1 protein-coding gene (cut by both window edges) is annotated in these 24,490 nt (G+C 53.2%); it reads left to right on the forward strand.

All 24,490 nt of this window come from inside a single coding sequence — locus HYT79_01980, DUF885 family protein, on the forward strand. Of the gene's 53,241 coding nucleotides, 19,842 precede the window and 8,909 follow it; the stretch shown corresponds to coding positions 19,843-44,332 — codons 6,615 (complete) to 14,778 (partial); the first codon wholly inside the window starts at window position 1. Both codon boundaries (start and stop) fall beyond the window edges.

A 24,490-nucleotide genomic window follows, 5' to 3' on the forward strand; every position in this document is an offset into this window, starting at 1 on the left:
TTAGCCAAGGTTTTGAAGGAACAACTCGATCAGGAAAAAAATCCGGAGTTAAGAGAACGGCTGAACAGCGCTTTGCAGGAAGTTGTCCTGGGCATGACCGGCGCTGCGGGCGTCGTTGTCGCCGCGGTTCAGCGGCCGAACTCAGCGCCGACTCTTCAGGAAATCGCCCGGAATCTAAGCAATTTATTTTTGAACCCCAAAAAACCGTGGCGTTCGGTTAGAGGCGTTAATTTCAACCCTGAATCAAAGGTCGTTGTTGTGACGCTCAAGGATAAAAGATATTTAAGCCGCGCCAAAGCGGCTGTGATCAAGCAATTCCCCGGTTATGAGCGTTATGTTCGTTTTGACATCGCCAAACCCGTGACCCCCCAGGCTCCCCCATCCGGCGGAACATCCGAGCCTGGCCAGGGTCAAGGTTCCCAAGCGCCTCCTTCGCCGGCTTCGTCACAAGCTCAAGCCGCGGCGCCGACCCAAAAGACGGTTGCTAAACCAAAAGTCATTATCCTCCATGCCTCATTCGGCGCCGGCCATGAGATGGCCGCGGAATCCTTAGCCAAAGCCTATCGTCAAAAGGGCATCGAACCTGAAGTGATCGACGCCCGTCAATATTTGCCTAACTCTTTTTACGCGCGTTTCCTGCAAAAACTTCTTTTCTTTTTGCAAGGAAAAATGCCGCGAACTTGGGACCGGTCTTATCGCTGGGGAGAGAGGCCCTTGCTTTGGCCCGGTGTTTCCTTTATTCGCCGTTTGTTGAATCGCTTAAGCTACAGGAAACTTGTCAAGGATATCGTCCAAAAACAGCCGGATATCGTCATCTCGACGTATATCCCGTTGGACGGCCTTTTCAAGGCTAAAGAGAAGGGGCGGCTTAAGGCCAAATTAGGCGTCGTTATTACGGATTGGTACCCGCACGGCATTTTAGTCGACGGCCGGGCGGATCGTTACTATATCGCCGGCGGCGTCGAGGCGATTCTTGCCGGTGGGCAGGCCAGGAAGGCTCAAGATGAGATCATCCGCAAATTGCAAAGTCTTGGCGTTGCCGGACATAAAATTATTGCCACCGGCATTCCAGTTGATCCGAGCGTCGCCTCCCTGCGGCGGAATCAGCCTCAAAACAGCCGCCGGGTTCTGATCATGATGGGCGGCTATGGCGCGGGCGCCATGGTTGAGATTGCCAAATCCTTCAAGGGCATGGACATTCACCTTGATCTGGTCGCCGGCCGCAACGAAGGGATGAAGCGGCGTCTTCAAGAGCTGGTAACCGCCGATAACCTCAAAGCGACTGTTCATGGTTTTGTGCCGCATGAACAAATGCTGCGGTTGATGAATGATTCGGCCGTGATCGTGAGCAAGCCCGGCGGCATCACCGTCACCGAAGCCACGGCCCTTGGCAAACCCTTGATTTTCGTTGAGCCCACATTCGCCAATGAAACCATCAATGCCGATGTGGTCGTGGGCGCAGGCGGCGGGCTCTTCGTTAAAAAGTCTTCTTTAGTCGGCGCAGAGGTTAAGAAGCTTGTCGATGATGCGGCGCGGCTTCAAGCCATGGCCGCTAAGAGCGGGCAATTAGGCCGGGTGGATTCGGCCAAGGCCGTGGCCGATGACATGCTGACAGTCTCCGGCTTTCCAACCGGCGGCTGGGGAGCGACTTATGACGGCCTTGAGGAAGAGAATCTCAGGGCGGCCGGTTTCATTGAGCCTCCGGCCGATGCCGGTGAGCCGAGCAAGCCGAAGGTCGTTATTCTTTGGGCTCCTTACGGGGCCGGCCATGAAATGGCGGCCAAAGCCCTGACTGCCGCCTACGCCAAAAAAGGCATTAAAGCCGAAGCCATTGACATCACTTCTTATATGCCCCCGCGCTTTAAGAAATTGACTCAGGATGTTTATCATTTCGGCCAGGGGCGCATTCCCCGCGTTTACGATTTTGTTTACAACTTGCTGGATCGCATCTTGCGCTGGCCCGTTATCCGCGATGTTCGTCATTGGATGAATCGGTGGAACTATCGAAAATTAGCCCGGGCGTTGATCGAAAAACAGCCGGATATCGTGATTGCGGTTCACTACCAGCCTCTTGATCTGTTGGAGAAATTGAGATTCGAGGGGAAAATTAGCGCGAAAATCGGCGTTACCATCACGGACTGGACGCCTCATACGGTTTGGACTGAAACCATGGCGGATCGTTACTATGTGGCCGGCGTGGTGGAGGACCCGACAGGCGCCAATCCCGCTGAAAACAGCCGCGTGCGTATGGTTCAGGAATTGATGCGCCGCGGCGTGCCCCTTCAGAAAATCGCGGTCAGCGGCATTCCGGTTGATCCGACGGTGGCGGATATTTCCGTCCGGGACCTCAGGCTGGATAAACCCACGGTCTTGATTATGATGGGCGGATTCGGAGCCGGAAAATTAAACGAAGTTGTTTCTTCATTCGCCGGCATTGAGAACGTGCGTTTGGAAATCGTAGCCGGACGCAATGAGAAGAAACGCCAAGAGTTGAACGAGCTGGTGAAGCAACTTAGGCTTGATGCCACGGTTTTCGGTTTTGTGCCCCATGATGAGATGCTTCAAAAAATGGCGGATGCCACGATGGTGGTCACTAAACCCGGCGCCGTGACCGTGACTGAAGCCGGAGCCCTGTTCAAACCGTTGATTATCGTGGGACCCGCAGCCGGCCAGGAGGTTGGCAACGCCCAGGCGGTCGTCGAAGGCGGCGCCGGCATCGTGGTTGATCAAGCATCGTTGGTCGGCCGCAAAGCGCGCGAGCTTCTTGATCAGCCTGATTTGCTCATCGCCAAATCATATTTGTCCCGGCGTTTGACCAATGTCCGCTCCGCGGAGTTGATCGCTGAGGATATGCTGCAATTGCCTAAACCGCCGCCCATTCCTTCCAAGCGCAGAATGCCTGCCGCGTTGAGGCGTTTTCTTCTGGCCAATGCCGCGCCTTTGGCGGGCATGGCGGCCGTCGGCGCGGCCTTTCCCAATTTTGCGGACCATGCCACGGGCAGCGAGTATGCTAAGGCCCATGCCTCCGCCATCAAGCAAGGAACGGATGCCGTGGCCACCTTGCCGAGCGGTCCTGTGGCCGACGGCAATAATCTATTGACGATTGTTCGCGTGTCTTTGATCACGGCCGGCTTGGCCTATCTTGCGGCCGCGCTTATTGCCGTGACGTCGAGCGCGTCGTTATGGACGCCGCTGTTGGCCCTGTTGATGGTGATCGCCGTGGCCAATAATTTCAACTATCGCGCTTCCTCAAAATTGCTTCAGCGTATGGCGCTTGACATGCCCAAACAGGGGGGAAGCGATCAGGGAGCCATCTCTCAGGTGGATTCAGCCAATTGGCTCAGCAAAAATATCGCCCAGTTGATCGGGCTGATTACTGTAATGGGGCTGGCCTTTGTGTCGCCGATTACCGCGGCTGCGATCGCTTTTGGTTTTTCGGCGATTGTTCACTTGTTCAGTTTTGTGGTGATGCAAATGCTGGCCCCCGGGCTCAAAAATGTTTCCGTCGCTCCGGCGCAGCGCAGATCATTCTGGGATCACCTTAAAGCGATCCCGCAGGCCGTCGGCCAGATCATCCGCAATAAGACGATACGCTGGGACACCATCCTCACCAGTTATGAGCTGATTGTCTTTGGCGTCACTTTCTTTGATGTTTTCTTGGCCTTTTACTTGAAGAATATTTTCGGGCTTGAGCATGCGGGATTGGCCCTGATTTTGGCCATTCGAATGGCCGGCAACATTTTGGGCAATTGGCTTTCTTTTAAGGCCAATCAAACGCATTATTTTGACAGGAAGCCCGCGGCCAAGATGTGGATGACCATCGGCGTGGGCTTTACGCGGCCTTTGTTCCTGATTCTTTTCTTGGGCGCGATCCCGGGCGTTTTTGGTTTTGCGGTCGGCTTGCCCATGCTGCCTTTGATTGCGGCTTATATGGCATTGAATGGATTTTTGGACGCTTTCCACCACAGCATCTTAAACGGCGTCGTCCGGGAAAAGATTCAGGATCGGGGTTATGCGTCGGTCAGCGCCGTCCGCGATATTTTCTTTTTGGGTTTAGGCGCTTTGACGGCCAAGGCCTTTGAGCTTTGGGCCATGCCTCAGGGCGTTGTTTTCTCCACGATCCTGATCGGGACGTTTGCCGTCGGGTTGATGTTTTTTGAATTGGTCATTCCTTATCTTTACGGGATGAAAGAAGCGAAAAAAGCGCCGCGTTGGAGCGAGGGCATTTACTATGGGTTAAACGGCGTTCTGCGCAATACGAGCCGGACGCTGGGTTTGTCCAAAGCAAGCCTGGCCTTGCGTTTGGGGTTCGCCCGTTTGATGCTGGCGCTGGGCCGAAAGGAAGCCGCGCTCAGTCTCTATCACGGGGCCTTTTTAAGCGAATGGGCGCCGCTGAATCCGGAACAGGCGACCTTGGATGGGATGGAAGGGCAGGAGGGCAAACTTGACGACCATTCGCCCGAATCCCGCCAGACTCATGAAAAGCTTTTACGGCGATACCTGGCCCGTTTGGAGCGGATCAATAGAAACAACCTTTCCGAGGCCGCAAACCGCGATTTTGTCGTGTTTAAGGCGCGCCTCGAAAAAGAGCTTTTCGAATCGGAGCATCCCGTTTACGGCCGACATGTTCACGACCGGCCTCAAATTTACCTGCCGGCTGAAATCATCACGCACACGGCCGTTAACATGGATGCCTCGATCGGGCTCAAATATAGAGCCACGATCAGCCTTCTCCGGAAATTGCCCGGCCTTTTAGAGCAGGGCAAAAAGTTCTTGCGCGGTCCGCCCAAAGAATGGACTAAAGACGCCATCGAGATGGCCGAACGTTTCCCGAACCTCCTTGACGGGTTGCCTTCCGCTTTTGCCCCCATCATCAATAGAAATTCCAAGAAAAAAGAAGAGTTGCTGGCGGCCCTAGCGCAGGCGAAGGCGGCGATCGTTGATTTTCATAAGTTTTTAAATAGCGACCTTTTGCCGCGTTCCAAGGGCGCGTGGGCCGTCGGCGACGAAGCATACGGCCGCCTTCTCGCTTTCGAGCATGTGCCCTTAAGCGCCGAAGAGCTTTATGCCATGGCTAAAAATGATTTGGATCAGCTCGAGGCCAAGGTTAAAGAAGGCGCCAAGTCCATCGACCCAAAAAAATCTTGGGAAGAGATTGTGGACATCCTTGAGGCTGACCAGGTTCCTGAGGATCAAGTATTGGCCGCGTATAAAACGCAGATTGAACGCGCTAAAAAGCATATGGCGGAAAAGAATTTGATGCATTTGGTTCGCGGCGAACAATTAGACGTTATTGAAACGCCGCAGGTGTTAAGAAGCGAATATCCCTTTGCGGCTTACAGCCTGCCGTTGCACGGTTCATCGCTTAGGGGCGCCGTTTATGTGACTCCCGGCAGCGTGCAAAGCAAGGCCGCTCTTGAAACGACCGCGGTTCATGAAAGCTATCCGGGGCATCATACGCAGATGGTCACGACCAAGGCCGATCCCAGGCTTTCCGGCGTTTCCCGGCTTGCTGACAGCAATGTGCAATCCGAGGGGTGGGGCCTTTATGCCCAAAAATTGATGCAGGAAACAGGCTTCCATAATGATGCCCGGTCGGCTTGGTGGGCGGATATCGATGTGCTGCGTTGGGCGGCCTGGTTGATGACGGACGTGGCCGCTCACACCGGGCGTTCGGCCCGCAAAGCCCAGGGGATACTCAGGAAAGTTCACAATCAGCCTCATACCAAAAACGAACCTGACCTCGATGTCGCCATGAATCCCACGCGCAGCATCGCCTATTACTTGGGCTACAGAAAAATTATGGAGATGCGCCGGCGCTGGCAGGATCGCCTGGGGGACAAGTTCTCACTGAAGGATTTCCATGAAGCGCTGTTGGGTTTCGGCAGCGTATCTCCGTTTTTGATCGAGAAAGAAATGGATGCCATGATGGCTGCCAAAGCGGCAGCTTCGGCGCCCGTAGCATTGCCGGCTGAAACAGCCGCTGTTATTGAAACGGCGCTTCCGGCAGCGGCCGGTGTCGCAGCCGCCCCCATCGGCGAAGCTGCCAAGGACGAGCCTGCCAAAAAACCCGGAATGATCAAGGCCTTTATTCTGGAACTGGGCGCCACTCTTTCCTATATTTTCGGCTCCGTCAAAAAAGAGCCGACCGGCAACCCGCAGAAACCTTACAAATGGCGTTATGTCCCTCCTCATTCCCTTGTTTTCGCCACCGGGCTTCTCGGATTTTTGATCTCCTTTAACGTCTCGGACATTATTGAGTTTATTGTGCTGCCGGCTTTGGTGCCTCAAGTCGCTTTGCCGGCCGGCGTAGCCGGAATTCCGTTGGCGGCCATGGGCGCTGGTTTGGCGGTAACGATGTTGGTCGCGGGTCAAATCATGCTGCGCCGGGACAAAGCTAAAAAAGCGGCTCAAGTTAAAGAGCTGCAAGCCCGCGCGCCGCCCGCCGCCCAAGAGCATCAAACCAAGACATCGGACGTGAAACGTAACGATGAACAGGCAACCGGTCAGGCAACTTCGCAAACAGCCCAGCAAAAAGCAACGGGCGTTTCACGTCCGATGTCTTGGTTGAAGCGTTGGTTGGAGAAACGAGGGTTCAATTTCTCCAAGAATCCGGAACGCGCTTTTTCGATCTTGGCCATCAACTCTTTTGTCATGAGCGTGGCCGAGAAAGTGTACTCCATGATCCAGAGCTTTTTGATGGCGGTTTTGGGCCAAGGGCAAACCGGCGTGGGAGAGTTAAGGAACTACACCTGGTACGCAACCGTCATTAATCGCCCCTTGACCGGCGCTTACGCGGACAGAATCGACATGAAGAAAGGCTATGTCATCATGTCCTTTGTCTCGCTCGTCATTTTTGCGGCAATTCCGATGATGCTGGTTTTGGATAAATTTTCTCTCTTGGCTTTCGCGCTCTTGTCGTTCGGCGCATCCTTGGCCATGCAAATCGGCGGCTCAGTCATTCAAAACAGATTGCAAAATACCATTGCCGGCGACCAGGACAAGGCGCGCTCAGCCGGCAATATCATGGCGAGCAGATGGCGCAATTTCGGCACTTATTTCGGCTTGACCCTGGGCGCGGTTTTAGTCGGGAATCCCGATGCCGCGACGCCCGCCGCGGTTAAAACCATGTTCGCCATTGTTCTCTTCAGCTATGTGGGCTTACGGGTGCTGGCTACGCTTCTATTTGCTTTCGGCATTCAAATCCCTAAAGCCAAAGAAGCTGGGGGCAAACCGGACGTCAAGCAGGCGGCGGCCAAAAATCAAGAACAACCGGCTCAAGATCCGGCCAGAGAGGAATTTGAGAAGAAGAAGGCTGAGATCATGTCGCAGGGTTCACCCTTGAGAACAGCCGGGCGTATTATCAGCGTGACCGGTTTATCCTTGGGCGTCGGCGCTTTGTTTTTGGCGACCGGCGTTGGTTTTGGGGTTTTCGCCCTGTGGCTTTCCCTGTTGTTGTCCTGGGGCGTGGGTCCGCATTTGGGAACCATGGTGGCCGGAAAAATCATGGGCAAGGGCATCCACGGCTCTTCGGTAAGCGGAATTCTAAAAATCGTTCGGCTCGTGGCCCTGTTCCCGCTCACATTTTTGATTTTGGCGGTAGGCAGCTATCTGCCCGTTTGGGTTTCCGGTCTGGCGGTGGCTGCGGCCATGATCGGTTCTTATATTCTCCATGAAGGCATCGAAGGTCTTCTGGCCAGCACGTTGATTCAAGACAATGCGGTTGTGCCCAAGAAAGATCAGGGCAAGGCCGCGGCCGCTTTAATTTCCATGACGTTTTTGGGCGTGATCGTCAGCAATAAGGTTTTGAAAGCCTTGCTTCCGAAAGATGTGACCATCGGCCTGTTCTGGCAATCCCACTGGGCCATTGCCGTGATCGTGGCCGGGGCCGTGCTGTTGACCGTATATACTGCCCTCATTTATCCCAAGTTGTCCAAACTTCAGTATTGGATCGAGAAGGTCAAAGGCTCGAGGGTTGATGACTGGATGAAAGACCTTACTCCCGATGCCGAAGAAACCGAGGGCATCCAAGCGACGCTGGCCAGGTATTTCAAATCTTCGGATCCTAAAGTTCTTTGGGATGCCTTTGAGGGCGCCAAAACAGCCAACGCCAGAATCGCTTATATCAAGGCTCTGACCGATTTTGAAAACAGCCGCTTAAGCGAGGCGCAGAAAGAACGATTGGCGGATACCTTGGAGAGCATGGCTCATTTTGTCGGGGGCGGCCATCAGGCGCAGGGCGCAGCCGGCGAGGCGGGATCCATCGATTTGGTTTTTGTCAAGAAAGCCGCACAGCTTGCCGAGCAATTGAAGAACCAGCAGCAAGAGCAACCTTCCAAACCCGGATTCTTAAAGCGTTTGGCGCAAAGAATTAAACGTTCGGGTCCGGGCGCCGCAGGGTGGCTTCCTTGGATTTTGATTCCGGGCATTCTTTTCGCCGGCGGCGACGCGCAAGGCGCCACATCCGGCGCTCAAGGTTTGACGGGCGGCGCCGGGGCTTGGTGGTCGGCGCTGACGACCTTGATCCCGACCGATTTGATCATGCGCATCGGCGGGGCCATCCTTGTTGTTTTAGTTACGCGTTTTGTGGCTAAGCGAGTCCGGCTTTTGGTCAAAAGATTCTTGGATAAATCCAATTTTCCCCGCGATCTTGAGGAGCGGCTGGTTCAAGGGGCCGGCGTTGTCGTTTGGGTTTTGGGCATTCTGGTCGGTTTGGTTGTTTTGGGCGTCAGCCCCACGGCCGTAGCCACGATCAGCACCGTAGCCAGCGCCGCGTTGGCCTTGGCTCTTCAGGACACCATCAAGAATATTATTTACGGCGTGCGACTGATGGTGACCGGCCGAGTCAGGATCGGGCAGTGGGTGGCGATCGGGACGGACTCCGGCATCGTTGTCCGCCAAAAATTAAGCGAGACTCTGCTGCGCACAGGCGGCAAAGACAGTCAAATCGTCAGCGTCCCCAACGCCCTTCTTTATCAAAGCATCATCAAGCAGAAAGAAAGCGAAGTCGACCTTGATTTGCCCACCGGAAAACCCAGGGATATCGAATACAACGGCAAGAAATTCCCGTCCTTCGCTTTTCGCCCGGGCACAAAAGTCGCGCCGCTGTTGGTCGAGGCCATCAATCAGACGAAGGAGGGCGAATACATCAAAATCGCCCTTTACGATTTTGACTTGCCCCAGGTGATGAGGGCTTTGCGCGAGGCGAAAAAGCGCAACGTCAACATCCAAGTTATTCTGGATTATTCCCATGTCTTTACCAAAGACGAAGCGAGCATGGATCAAGGCATCAACAACCTTTTAAGGGGAGGCTTTGATGTGCGCATCGCCGATCGCGTGACCAGCCGCAGCATTCAGCACAATAAATTCGCTTCCTTCAACGGCCGGATGTTGGTCACCGGTTCCTACAACTGGAAGCATACGGCGGAAGACAATCATTATGAAAACGCCGTGTTTACAAACAAGGAGAAAGTGATCAAAGGTTTTGAAGCGTATTGGCAGTGGATGTGGAACAGAAGCAAGACGTTCGAAGAGGCCAAGGCCGAGCAGGGAGGCCGGGGCACACAGATTCAACCCGAGGCGCCGCCGGCTGCCGGCGACAGTAAAAACCGGACCGCTAAGCCTAAAGTTACCGCCCCCCAAGATCCCGACCCCAGCGTTACCTTCCGCGGCGAAAAATTCCCGGCCTATGCTTTCTCGCCCAACGGCGGCATTGAGGAAAAAATTCTCAAAGCTATCTCCCTAGCCAAAAGCTCCATCGATATTTCCATGTTCACTTTCTTTTCCAAGAAAATTGCCGAGGCGTTGATCGAGGCCGAGCGCCGCGGCGTGACCGTGCGCGTGGTCATGGAAGCCAAACAAGCCACGCCCGATTCCGTCTATAACTTTTTGAAGAAAAACCATATTGAAGTTTATCGCTGGGGGGGACCCGACGGCAATGAGCTTCATGACAAGATGCATCATAAATTCATGATCGTCGACGGCGAATTGCTGGTCAACGGCTCGTTCAATTACACGGACAATGCCGAGCAATTTAATTACGAAAACGTGCTTTTTGAGACCGAAGAAGAGGATGTTCGCGGATTCAAGCAGGAATTCGAGCAAGTGTTTGAAGTGGCCAAGGCCGCGGATACCGGGACGTTAGGCAGGCTTGCGGTGCGCAAGAAAAAGAACGCGAACGCCCCGGCTCGGTCGGAGGTTTCTGGCGTGGAACGCGAAAAGGAACATGCACCCCAGCAGACACCTCGCGTTTCACGTCAGAAATCTTTGGCCGGCGCGGCGCGCTCAACGAGAGCCAAAAAGGGCCAGCGCGGTTTCACCACCGTTGGGGTTATGCTGGTTTTGGCGGCCGCCGGCACGCTGTTCGCCTTGGGTTGGATGGCCGCGGCCGTGCTCTTAGGGCTGGGCATGTTAGCGGGCACCGTCACCAACCGGGCGCCGACCGAGGAACAACGGCGCGGGTTTAGAGCCAAACCCGGAAGTCCGGGGAAGCCTTATTCGCCGACGATGCTCAAAATGCTGCGCGATCTGCCTGATCCCAAACCCCTTAAAAACGGGATGCTTCCCGATGAATTTGACGAGTTTATCAACCAATATATTTTAAGAACCCATTTGAACGACCCTCCGAATTCGATCGGCGCTCAACTGGTCATGGGCACCGCAGTTCATCGCACGCTGGAGGAAACGATTCATCGCGCCCTGCTCATGCATAAGCCTGTGAGCAAGTTGAGTTTGGCCAATACCTTGGTGACTTATGAACGGATGTGGCGCGAAGTGGTTGCCGAGGAATTATCCAAAGGCAAAAAAGTCGTTGCTCCGGGCTCAAGCGTTGAGAATTACCGCCGGGGCGGACGGCTGTTCTTGAAGATTTATTGGGATTACCTGATGAACGGGGAAATCATCGAACCCGACGCCGAGGACGTGATTTTTATCGAGACCATTCTGCATTCATCCCTTGAGGACCCGGCGACCGGCGAGCGCAGATCCGTCATGGGTATTCCTGATTTTGCCATCCGCATGAGAAAGCGCCGGACCGATGGAAGCGTTTATCACAAGACGACCATCGTCGACATGAAAACCCATTTGAAGGTGCCTTCCAATGCGGAAATCGACCGGATGTTTTTCCAGCAGGCGATGTATGCCTTGATCATTCAGCGGGGATACCCCGAATTGGCCGAGGATGAGTTTGAGGGCAATTTGGTTTTTCGAACCAAATATTCCCGCAAGACATTTTCTTTGGATATTTTAAAGCAAACTCAGGCCGATGCCGCGGCCCGGATGCGCAAGGCGGACAAAATTGCCGAAATTGTCGAAGCCAATATGGATCAATACCGCGAGAAAAACGGCTTAAAAATTGCGGTGCCCGAGAAAGATCGCCTCGGTTTCATTCGTCAGCAGGTGGACCGCCTGTACGCCGTCGGCGCGGAAATTCGGGAAACCAAGGAAATTCTCAAGGACTTAAACGACAAGGAGAATGTTTTAGCCGAAACCTTAATCGCCATCGCCAAAGAGAGAAACGCGCCGATCTTGGTGGCTAATGACGAAGATCAGGTGGAGGTTTATGATGAGACTACGGTCGCGGCGCCGACCAAAAAAGATAACCCTGAGGGCTATGCCGAGCTCGTCAGCGTTCTTCAGGATGAGGGGCGCTGGAAAGACTATTCATCCCTCAGTTATGCCTCGGTCAAAAAAGACGAAAAGCTTTTAAAGAAAATCGGCCGCTGGGTTACAAGAATTCCCGTGGCTGCCGTTGAGATTTTGAAAAAATCCGGGCTTTTAGGCCTTCTTGTTTCCATTCTGGCGCCGTTGGCGAGCCTATTGGTTCTAACCACCACCCGGGTCAATCCGAGCGCGTCCGTGGCCCGCGATGGGTATTTTTCTCATAGCAGGCGCCAGACCTTTGATTATTCCAAGGTCCGCTTTGCCGGCCGTTACTTTATAGGCGGCGAGGAACATTCCACCCGGCCTGAACTGGTCGTGGGTAAAGTGGTGCATTTGGCTTTGGAGGATTTCCACCGGTGGGTCATGGACCAAGCGCGCCGCGGCAAACAGCCCGATGCTTCGAAATTCGGCAAGGATAGAATCACCGATTCTTATTCAAAGCATTGGCAAGAAACCTTGGCTGAATTAAAGAAAAACAAGGTGGCCATCGAACTTCCCAATCCTGATTTCACGATTGATGATTGGAAAACGGACGGTTTAAAACGGGCCCAGCGGTATTTGGAGCGATTCAATGATGAAATCATCCGCGACCGCAAATTGGTCAAAGTGATTTCCGTAGAAAAAGAGGTTCTTTATCCCATCGAGGATGAAGACGGCGTCGTGTTTTGGGAAAAGGCCGTCCCGGATTTCGTCATGCTCTTTAAGGAGAAGGATGAAGGCGGCCGCGAGGCGGAGGTCGTCGAGATTCACGACTTTAAGACCATCCGCATCGCGCCGACGATCAGCACCATTAAAAAACGTTATCCGCAGACCGTCGGCTACGTGCGCGCCGTCAACGAGCTGTTCCCCGGTTTTAAGGGCAAGGTGCGGGTGTTTTACGACTTTGAAATGTTTTCCCAGGGGTATGAAGTCACGCCTGAAGGCGTGGAGGCTCAAACCAAGGAAGATTTGCGCGTCAATCACCAAATTCTTCAGTTTAAAGACGAGTTTAAACAGAACGAAATTTATTATCAGCAGAAGCTCAAGATCAAGCCCATCGTTCGGCTGGCCGACAAAGAGCGTCAGAAAGTTTTGGAATGGCAGAAAGCCGCGAATGATTTATCCGTGCAAAGGGATCATTTGCGCGGCCTTGAGAACGAACGTTTGCTGGTTGAAGAAGCGCTGCTGGAAGCGGCTAAAAAAGAGGGTCTCAAAAAACTCGAGGGCACTCAGGGCAGAATCGCCATCGTCAAAGAATCGCAGACGGTTGTTTTGCCCACCAAAGACAGCGATCCTCAAGCCAACGCCCAGATGATCGAGAAGATTCACGAAAACAGCGTGGACTCCAAAACTCATTTTAATTTGGACTTGCCTAAATTAAAGAGATTGGCCATGGAGCAGGGTCATGGCGATCATGCCTTGTGGAATAAGATCAAACACCTCTTTAAAATTGAATATAGCCCTGTGCTTTCCTTGATGCCCAAGGAAGACTTGCGCGTTGCTGAAAACTCCTCCAGAAAAACCGTCAAGAGGCCTAAGGGCAAGTCGCGAGGCTTTGCTTCCGTGGAAGTGATCGGCGTTTTGGCTGTCGCCGGAGTCGGCGCTTTACTTGCTCCCTCGTCTTTGCTCTTGATCGGCGTCGGCGCAGCCGGCTTGGGCAGCCTCATCGCATTCGGCGTGGGCCATCGCAAAAAAAATCCTTGGTTGACCGCCGTCGGTTTTATCAGCGCGGGTTTGGCCTTGTCTTTGGGACTGGGAACATGGGATTGGATTGCTTCGGGTTTTTTTCTTGCTTCCTCTTGGCTGTCGACGAGAAAAATTAAAGAGAGCTTTTTCTTTGGTTCCCTCGGGGGTATTTTCATCACGCTGTCCGTCTTGGCCGCCGGGAAGGGTTTTGCATTGTTGCCCATGAACATTGTCTATACGATTTTGTCCTGGCTTGGCTGGAGAACGTGGGCGAAACAGGAAGAAGGCCGTCAGGTGAAGCCGCCGTTGAGCGACTGGCGTATCGCTGCGCCTTTGGTTTTGTTGGCTCTCGGGGGACTCGGCTATCTTTGGTATGTCAAGAACCCGGCGACTTTGCTTGGAGTGACTGATTTTCTGGCATCGGCTATTGGGTTGCCCACGGCTATTCTTTTGGCTCTAGGATATCGAACCGGTTTTATCGTCAGCAGCGTCGGCAGCGTTTTGCGCATTGTTTGGATTATCGGGATGCAGGCTTTGTGGGGACTCTTGGGACCCATGGGTCTTGGCCTATTCATGAACTGGAAAGGCTGGAAGAATTGGGGGCAGAAAGCGGGTCAAGCCCCGGTTGTCAAAGCGCCTATGCCTTTATGGCAGAAAGTGGCGGGCAATATTTTCTTCCCTGTCGTCCTTGTCACCATAGCGGCCTTGGCGTTTCCTGAGCTTTTGCTGGGCGCCGTTGCCGTTGTCGCCGGGTTGCCCTGGTGGGCGTTGCTTGGCGTAGGGAGCGCCGCCGCTTCGCTTGTTTTTTGGCTGGCCTTTAAATCCGCGCCTTTCGATACGTTGGGCTATGCGGCAAAACGAAAGATTCTTGCCGCTTTGAGTTTTGCAGGTTTAACGCTCTCCCTTCCCTCCATGACCAAACCCCATAAGACAGTTCTTTCCAGCAGGCTGGCTAATAAAGAATTGAAGGCCGTTTTCTTGGATTATGACGATACCATCGGCCCATGGAAAATACCCATAACTCCGGAGATGGCCGAAGCTTTGGCTAAGGTTAATAGACGGACGCAGGTCGTCGTGATCAGCGACCGCGCCGAAAAAGACGACTTTCCTGCTTCATTGATGCCCATGACGCCCGAACAGAGAGCGGGGATGATCGTCGCCGGAGAGAAAGGCGGCAAGATTTGGAGATTCGATGAGAATGGAGAGTTGGTGAGGATTCACACTGAGGAGGCTTGGGACTGGGAAAAACCCGGCCAGGAGGAGACGATTCTTCTAGAGGCTCTCGGCGGGCTTAAAACGAAGGCTGCTGAGTTAGGAATCGAGCTGGAAAAAGAATCCGAGAGCGGTTATCATAAAGTCTTGATATTTAAATTGGGGACGGATATCAAGAAACTGATGGCGTTGGCGAATAAATTTAATGCCGTGATCAAAGCCAAGGGTTTATCCTATGAGTCTAGGGCCAAAGAGGCTAAAGATCCAAAAACAAGGCCGCCTTACATTGAACTTGGAAAATTCGACAAGAGTCTCAGCGTGCGCCGCATTAAAGAGATTCTGGGCCTTGAGCGCCCCGAAGAGACGGCGGTCATCGGGGACAGTTTTTTTACTCCTAATTATTGGGAGTGGTTGACCAAGCGTCCGGGTTGGATTCAACGGCTAGGTTTGCCTGTGACCGGCAATAGCGTTGACGAAGTTATGGCAAGCGCTTTGCCCGGCGCCTTGGCGATCAGCGTCGGCGGAACAGGCAATCCGAGAATGCCGAACCTTTATGTTTGGCCGACCGAAGGCAGGACTCAGGCGGAACGCGGGCCGCGCGCTACGCTCGAAATTTTAAATGCGTTAAGCAAAATCGACCCCAACAATCAAGGCGGTTCAGACTCGGTTTCCGATCCATCAGGATCCGCGGATAAGCAGTTTTCCGATAAGGTTAATGTCGGCGAAGGCCAGGGGGCGCAGGCCCCGCCGTTTGTTGAGAGCGCCGGCCCGGAAACGGCGAGGCCATCTCAGGAAAAGGAGAGTGTTCGTGAGATTGCCTCGACGCCAGAAGCGCCAGGCGGCAAGGCCGAAACTGCGGCCTCCAATCAGCCCGCCACCCAAGAGCAAACCCTTGTCGATGACTATGCCCAGAAAGTGGGGCATGTCGCCAGCCTGTTCGAACGTTTACGCGAGTTGCGGCCGGAAATTTCCGTGGTGCGGGAATCCCTCTTGGCCTACGCCCAAAAATTCAAGGTCAAATCGATCTCGGGATCGGATAAAGTCCTGGAAATCGAAATGGGCGCCAAGAAATTGGATATCCCCAAGAAAAGCCGGGATCGGGACGCCTGGTATGCGTTTCGGCGCAAACTGGAGGAATTGAAAGTTTACGACGAGCGTTTCGCCCGCTTGGATACCGTCGCTTTGGCCCGCCGCATCGAAGAGGGCCTGGGTGAAGAGGAAATGCAGGCTTTATTCCCCAACGGCATCGAGAATTCGAATTTTGTCGAACTGTTGCCTCAGGCCTTGGTTATTCTGGAATCCATGGATAGCGACCATGCCGTCATCCGCGATGAAGAAGCGGAAGAGGTGGACGAGGATGAAGATGAGGCCGTCGAAGAAGTCTTGGAGCCCGGCGATGATGCGGAGGTCATGACCGCCGAGAATTTACCGACCCGCTCCGAGCTCAAAAAAACGGACGGCCAACAGCTTGTCGATCTGTTTTTAAAACTCACGACTCAGGCCAAATCTCTTGGCGAAGGGATCAGGAAAGGAATTCAGGATAAAGACGCGGCCAAGAACGCGCTGATTGATTTCGCGCAACAGGCCAACAAAGAGGAGTTAGCGGGCACGAAGTACCGGGCGCGCGTTCTTTACACCACTAAAGCCAAGGTCGTCACCAAGAAAAAGAGCCCGGCTCTTTGGACCCAGGTTCAAGACATTGTCTTTTCACTGACCAGCTTACGGCGTTCGGCCACGACGTTCAAGCGTCAAAGCCTCTTGAAAGCGTGGGAGGAGGGGGAATTCACCAAAAAACAAGAAAACGAGCTGGCTCCTTTCTTTAAAAATGCCGCGGAAATTAAATTCCGCTGGGCCAACAAGCGCGGCCAAGCCAGGATTTCCGTGCTGCCGCTGATGTTGATGGCCGGAGGCCTGGCTTTATTATCGGCGATGGATTGGACCAAGCTTTTTTATGTGGCTCTTTTTATACCCATGGTCATTGTCAGCGGACTCCTGCACGAGCTGGGCCATGGGCTGACGGCGAGATTATTGGGCGATCGAACGGCCGAACAAGCAGGCCGCTTAAGCCTTAACCCCTTGGCTCATTTCAATAAAAATTTGAGCTTCAAAAAGCCTTGGATTTTTGCGCCTGTCCCCATTGATGAGCATCATTTAAAACGAGAGCTGCGCGGTTGGGGGCATATTGCGGTTTTAGCCATGGGCCCGGCAGTCAATTTATTGTTGGGCGGCTTAGCTTTGTTTCTCCTTTATCCTCTCGGTCTTCAATCTGTTTTTCCGCTGATAACGACTAATGCCGTATTAATGTTTGCAGGGATTAATATGCTGCTTGGTTTCTACAACCTGCTGCCCTTTTTGCCGCTTGACGGCGGGCAGATTGCGCAGAACCTGCTTCCCCGGCGTTGGGCGCATCGTTACGAAAGAATGCAGAAGCATGGCCCTGTTTGGGCTTTGACTGTTGTTTTTATTCTTATGGTTTCAGGAGTGCTGAATCCTTTGCTGGCGGCGTTGACGCCGTGGTTCGGTTTGACGGTTTCCGGAGAGGGGCGCTTTACAGGCGCCAAGCTGTTGACGAACAGCCTTGGGTTGATACCCCTCGGCGTCGCTTCATTGCCCACGCTTCAAAATCGTTTGGATGAATACAATCAAACGCTTAAAAAATCCAAGCTGCCTGCCATCGATTTAGATAATGTTTTCGTCGTTCCGCTTTCAAGCCCGTTAAATGAGCTGGAGGCCGAGCATGTGGAAACATACGGCGCTTTCCCCTATGAGGGGAAAATTTATCTAAGCCTTGAGTTTGTCAAAAGCACGGAGGATGTCGATCATTATGTCAAAGCCATGGCTGCCGCGCATTTATTGGCGCACGGGGTGAGCCCTGAGAGTCTTTCCGGGTATACCAAACGCACGACAGAGCCCGTTTTGGAGGCGCCGAAAGTCCAGGAAAGCACGGCTCTTGTCGTCGTCAAAAAAGACAAATCCTCTGTTTTTGAAGATCGCGAGCGTCTGGAAGCTGCGGAAGAAGCCTTAAAAGGAAAAATTGTCGGCCAGGATGGCGCCATTAAGGATGTCGTCAATAGGCTTAAACTTCGCGCCGCGGGCGTAGTCCCGGCGCGGGCCAAAGAGCGCCCTCTGGGCAATTTTGTGTTCCTCGGCCCCACGGGCGTCGGCAAAACGGAATTGGCTAGGGCTCTGGCGGATTATTTTGAAGTTCCTTTGCTGCGGCGCGATATGTCCGAATACCAAGAGGAACATAAAGTCAGCCGTTTGATCGGCTCAGCCCCCGGTTATGTGGGCAACAAGCAGGAGGAGCAAGAGGGGACGCTGGTTGATGATGTGATTAAGAATCCGGTTTCCGTTGTTTTGTTGGACGAAATCGAGAAAGCGCACCCCAAAGTTCTTAAAGTTTTGCTGCAAATTTTCGACTATGGGACGTTGACGGACGGCCTTAACCGCACGGCTAAATTCGGCCAAACCATCTTCATTATGACCAGCAATGTGGGCCAGGAACTTTTCGGCAGGCAAAAAGAAATCGGGTTCGGCCGAGGCCTGCAAGACGGGGGCCCGCGCCGCGTCTCAACCGCGCAAGTCGAACCGTTTTTAGTCCAACTATTGGGCAAAGAGCTGGTTAATCGCGTGAGAAAGGGGATTATCACTTTTGATGCTCTGGCGCCGGAGCATATGGAGCCCATCGTTCGTTTAAGGCTGGCCGAAGTGGCCGCTGCGGTCAAAGAAAACAAAGGCATCAAACTGGTTTGGACGAAGCGAGCGGTTGATTTTTTGGCCAAAGCCGCTTATGACCCGGATTACAATGCGCGCGAGGTTGAGCGCACCGTTGAAACCTGGGTGCAGGACCCCTTAGCCGATCAGATTTTGGATGAAGAATGGAAGGACGGCGATGTCATTCGCCTTGATGTCAATCAGGATCAGTCGGGGCTCGATTTTATCGATCAATCCGGTTCGCGTTCCAAGAGTTATGGTTTTGCTTTGGTGGACGTGCTGATCGTTTTATGGATGGTGGCTGTGCCGGGGGCCATTGTTCCGTTTCTTTTATTTAAAGCCGGGCAATGGGCTTACCGGCGATTTATTCAACCTGTTCCGGCGCCGAAAGAGTTGCGCGGCAAGCGCCTGATGATGATCGGCGGTTTAGACGGCAGAGAATTCGTCGTGAATAATTTAAGAAAAGCGGGAGTCAAAATCGTTCTGGTGGATGAGCCGGAGAGCCCATGGAAAATTCTGGCGGATGAGTTCATTCCGGTTTCCATGACCGATCCCACCGGCGAATACAAAGAGTTCGTCGAAACAGTCACCCGTTATCTGGATCAAAATAAAATCGACGGGCAGCCGTGGGTATTTTTTGACAGAAACGTGGTGGCCTGGGCCCGCCTTCGCAACGCGCTGGGGTATCTTTCGGACCGGGAGCTTAAGCTGATTCTGACGGCGCGGGACAAGGGAGAAATGCGGGGTTACCTTAAGGCGACCGGACTTCCCATGGCAAAATTTTTCCGAATCATGCCTTCCTCTGATCCTGAGGTCATAAAGGAGCGGCTCCTTGAAGCGGGCAAAAGCGCGGGTTTTCCGGCCGTGCTTAAAGTGCCCAGCGCCGCCTCCGGCAAAGGCTATCGTTATGTCAAATCCCAGGAAGAACTGGAACAGGTTTATCTCGGGCTGCAAAAATGGATTTCCGAACAGCCTAAAGATGTGGTACGACGGTATTATCCGGAATTCATCGACGGCATGGGGCCCGTGGTGCTTGAAGAATATCTTCAGGAAAAAGCCGAATACCGGGCCATGGGCATTGATGAGCATGATGTTGATGTTTTAAAGCAAAACGGCAAAATCAAGGCTGTTTTTATCGCCGACAACAAAAAAGTCAGCGCCCAGGACCCTCGTGATTATCGCGACGGTTACCCCTCTCAACTTCCAGCCCAAGAGCAGGTCAAAATCAAGGAGTACGCGGAAAAGCTATTGGCTGATTTTCCGGACGGCCATTATCATGTGGAGTTGATGGTGACGGACGGCGGGATTCAGTTGATTGAAAACAACACCCGAATGGGCGGGGAATTCGTGGGCATTGTCGCCAAAGAAGTTTGGGGCGTTGATTTTCCCGTGTTAAACGCCATGATAGCCATGGGCATGCCCATCGATCAATATCTGCCGCCCATGGATAAGAACGGTTTGCCTAAAGCGCGGCGGGCCGCCGAGGCCTATATGTGGCTTTCGCCGTTCGCCGGAAAAATAACCAAGCTTGAAGGTTTTGAAAAATTGGCGCGGCGCAAAGACGTTTACCTGCGCCTGGTCAAGAGAGCCGGGGACAAAATCACCGGGCCTGCGTCCGGCTATGATTATGTGGCCTATGCCCTGGTTTACGGAGACAATTTTGCGCAGGCCAGGAATAAGCTCGAGAATATCTTAGGGGAAACCGGTGTCGAGGTTGATGAGGTTACGGTTTCAGAGAAAGGCTCCGCTGAAAACTTGAAGAAAAAAGCCAAAACCAAGTGGCCCTTTTCTTCATCCACGATAAAAAAAAAGCGCCCTAAGGTAGATAGCCCCGTTGGAAACCAGCCGCTCATCCTGAGCTCGTCGAAGGATGAGCGAAAGGCTTCCCCGGGCTTATGGTTCGACAAGCTCACCATGAGCGGGCGTCGGGGTCCTCAACAGGACGGCTCAAGGGCTCCGCCGGCCGGAGACGGCTCCCAAAGCGTCTCTTCTCCCACCGATTTAATTCCTCCCTCCCGAAAGCCGGACAATAAATTCCTTGGTTTTTTCAAATGGCTGTTCAGTTCGCTCGCGTTTTGGACATGGGGCAGCCAAGACGTTGAATCAGACGGCCGATACTGGGTTGTTGTCCGCGCCAAGGACCGCGTTGAGCGCACCAGACTGATTCAATCAGGTTTGGCCATCAGCAGAATCGATCTTGACGGCGGGCTTGTCGAAGGCACGGCGCATGAACGCTCGCTCGCGCGCATTCGAGAGGGCGGGTTTGATGTTTTGCGCGCAAGAGCCCTGTCTGATTTTAGACCGGATGATTTCCCAAAGAAAGATGAAATCTATCACAACTATCAGGAGATGATCGGTGAACTTCAGAAATTGGCCAAGGAGCATTCCGATCTGATTTCTCTATTCTCTTTGGGGAAATCCGTGGAGGGTCGCGATATTTGGGCTCTTCGTTTTAACACCAGCGAAAGGGAAGGTGACAGTCCCCACGCGAGCCAAAAGCCCGGGGTCGCTTTTTTTGGCACGCATCATGCCCGGGAACATTTGACCACGGAAATGAGTCTGCTCTTGGCCAAACATTTGGCCGAGAATCGTAACGATCCGGCGATGAAAAATCTTCTGGAGAACCGGGATATTTACATTATCCCCATGGTTAATCCCGACGGCGTAGAACACGATATCGAGACCGGGCGCTATCGATGGTGGAGAAAAAATAGGCAGAAGAATAAAGCCGGCGGCGTGGGCGTCGACTTAAACCGCAATTACGCCAAAGGATGGGGCGGTCCCGGCGCCTCGCCTGATCCTGATGATGAGACTTACCGGGGTCCGGAACCGTTCTCGGAGCCGGAGACTCAAATTGTCCGCGATTTTCTCAAGGCCAGGAAAAATATCAAAGCCGCGATGTCGTATCACTCCTTCAGCGAGTTGGTTCTTTATCCCAATTCCCATACTTACGATCCGGTGGCCAATGTTAAGGACCGGGCTGTTTTTGAGAAAGCAGCGACAACGATGGCGAGGTGGAATAAATACCGGCCCATGCCCGCCTCCGAGCTTTATTTGGCGTCCGGTGAATGGGGGGATTGGCTTTATCATGAGTTGGGTATTTTTTCCTTCACCACCGAATTATCGCCCAGGGATTTGGGCGAAGGCGGATTTTATCCGGGGCCCAAAATGATCGAAAAGGCGTTTAAAGACAATTTAAACCCGGCTCTTTATTTGATCGATCTGGCCGATGACCCATACAAAATTTTGAAAACTCAAGACAACGGCGGCGGTCCTGGAACCGGCGGAAATTCCGAATCGCCCTCAGGGTTATCGGCGAGCTGGACGAAAATTTTGGGATTTTTTTTGGCTGCCGTATGGCTGGCCGGCGGCGCCAGCGGCGTCGTGCCTGTCGACATTTGGACCTTGGGGTCTTTGGCTATCGCCATCGGCACCTGCAATTCCATGCGGGAAAGGGAAATTAAAGATACCAATATTTTGCCCAATCCCAATGACCGCGACCTCCAGCAGAAAGCTCAGAAAGAACTGGATGATATCCTCATCGCTTTCGGCAAGAAAATGAAGGAGTTGGCCAAGGCTGATGAGCGCGTGCAATCCTCGGTCAATGCGCATAAGGCGGAACATGCGGCTGAAAACCCTGTGCTGGATAAGTTGGTTGAGTGGCGCAAACGTTTGGAGGGCGGGGAGAATCTGGACCGCGACGCGGCTTTCATTGAGCTTCGACAAGGCATTCTTAAGGAGCTTAAACGGACCACATTGACCAAAGAGGATGGGAAGCTCATCGAGGAGTTGTTCGATCAAAGCGGCTTTTGGCAGCAGTTCCTTGATTGGGATCAAAAATACGGGGCTTGGGATGCTCTAAAGAAAGACATTGAAGAAGCGGCGGCCGCAAAAAAACATTCCGGCGACGTCGTTATCGAGCAGGCCGGTTCAAGCGATAAGAAAAAAGAAAAAGGCGGCGGGGGCGGCTCGCTGAATTCATTATTTTTCTTATTTATGGCCGGCTCTCTCTGGGCTAAAATTGCGGCTTTTCTTGAGCTGGGTTTGCTGGGAGCGGCGTTTTTTTTCGGCCCGTCCGCAGGCTCATTGCTGCTGGCTGGTTTTGCGTTGGGCGTCGGGGCATTATCTACGGTCAGCCTTGCTCCCGAACCGCCCAAACCCCTGGACTCTTATCTTGATTCATTGGGCTTGACCCGCGATGAAATTAAAGTTCTTTATGAGTACACCAATGATATCGGCGCCAAGGACATGGCCCCCGTGATCGGCAGCGTTAAGGATATTCAGCGTATGGTCACTATTCTTTCTAAGCCTTCCGGTTTTCAGAATAACCCGTTATTGTTAGGCGATAAAGGCGTGGGCAAAACAGCCAGGGTGGAGGCCGTCGCCAAATATCTTTATGAGAATCGTTTGCCGGGCTTGAAGGGGCGGCGCATTTTAGAGCTTGACGTGGGGCGTTTGGCCGCGGGCACCGCCGTGCGCGGCGAGATCGAGGAGCGTTTGATCATGCTTCGGGATGTTTTGGCTAAGACGAAAAACAATGTCATTCTGTTCGTTGATGAGCTGCATACCCTTTTGAAAAACACGGCGACCGGAAATTCCATCCCCGATCTTCTTAAATCCCCTTTAAGAAACGGCGAAATCACGGTCATCGGCGCCACCACGCTGGGCGAATACCGCAAATATGTTGAACAGGATCCGGCTTTCGCCGATCGTTTTGAGACCGTGATGATCGAAGAACCCAGCGAAGATGAAACCATTGAAATTATGGAAGGGATCAAGGGCTACTTAGAGGAAAAAATCGGCGTTAAAGTGGAGCCGGACGCAATCCGGACCGCGGTTCGCCTTTCCAACAGGTTTTTACCCGAGCGTTTTCAACCCAGAAAGGCACGCCTGCTTCTTGAGTCGGTGATGACGGAGATCAAGCCTGAGGTTCAGCGGGACGGCCTTGAAGTGCAAATCGATCAGCTGATGGGCAGGATGAGGATTTTGATCGAGCGTTACGCCGCGCTCAAAAAAGACCCTAAGAGCAGCGAGGCCGAGCAAATTCGCCTGTACAATCAAATCGTCACGATTTATCAAACCATTATTTCTCTGGAGGCGCGCCAGCAAACCGTTGCCTTGCGCAGCGTCACCAAGGAAGACGTGGCCCGCAAATTAGCCCAGGAAACGGGCATTGATTCCATGAGCCTGGAGGACAATGTTTATGAGCGTCTGGAAAAAATGGAGCCTTGGTTCACTGAGCGTATCGTCGGGCAGGATGAGGCGATTAAGGCTTTGGCCGACACAATAAGAAAAAACAAAGCCGGCCTTTCGGACCCAGGCAAACCCATCGGCAGTTTCCTTTTTGCCGGGCCCACGGGCGTGGGTAAAACCGAGTTGACCCGGCAACTCGCCGAGTTTCTCTTTGACGACCCTGATGCCGTTATCCGCATCGACATGGAAGAATATATGGAGCAGTTTTCGGTCCAGCGCCTATTCGGTGCGCCTCCGGGTTATGTGGGCTACGATCAGGGCGGCCAGTTGACCGAAGCCGTGCGCCGCAAGCCTTATAGCGTTGTTTTGCTTGATGAAATCGAGAAGGCGCACCCCAAGGTTCTGGATGCGGTTCTTCAGATGCTTGATGCCGGCCGTATGACGGACGGCAAAGGCAATACCGTTGATTTCAAAAATACGGTTATTGTCATGACCTCCAATTTAGGGGCGGGCGGCAATGTGATGGAAGCCATTAGACAGCGCCTGCGTCCGGAATTCATTAATCGCATCGATAAAATCGTCGAGTTTAATGCTTTGGATGAATCCCAGGCCCAGGCGATCGCGCGTATCGCTCTTAAGGGTTTAAACCTGCGCTTAAGGGATCAGGATTTGGCCTTGGACGTGAGCCCGGAGACGGTTGCTTGGCTGGCTAAAATCGGTTTTGATAAAAAATACGGCGCCCGGCCGATTAAACGCGCTATTGAACAGAATTTAACCACGCCGTTGGCTGATTTCATTCTTCAGAAACGAAAGGAAGGGCTTTTGATCAACGGGGGCATCGTTAATGTGGAATTGAAAGAGGGCAGGCTTGACTTTGCTTTGCAGCCGAATCCGCCTCCCAAACTCGATCTGATGCCGCTGCCTGAGGGACCGGTAGGCGCCAAGCTCAGAACCCTCCTTGAAGAGTCGCTGAAAGAAAATTCAAGCATCACCAAAGACATGCGCGCTTTTGAGGCCATTCTTTTCCCCGGGCGCGTTCAAATCG

The sequence above is a fragment of the Elusimicrobiota bacterium genome (genome assembly GCA_016180815.1).
Lineage (GTDB): Bacteria > Elusimicrobiota > Elusimicrobia > JACQPE01 > JACQPE01 > JACPAN01.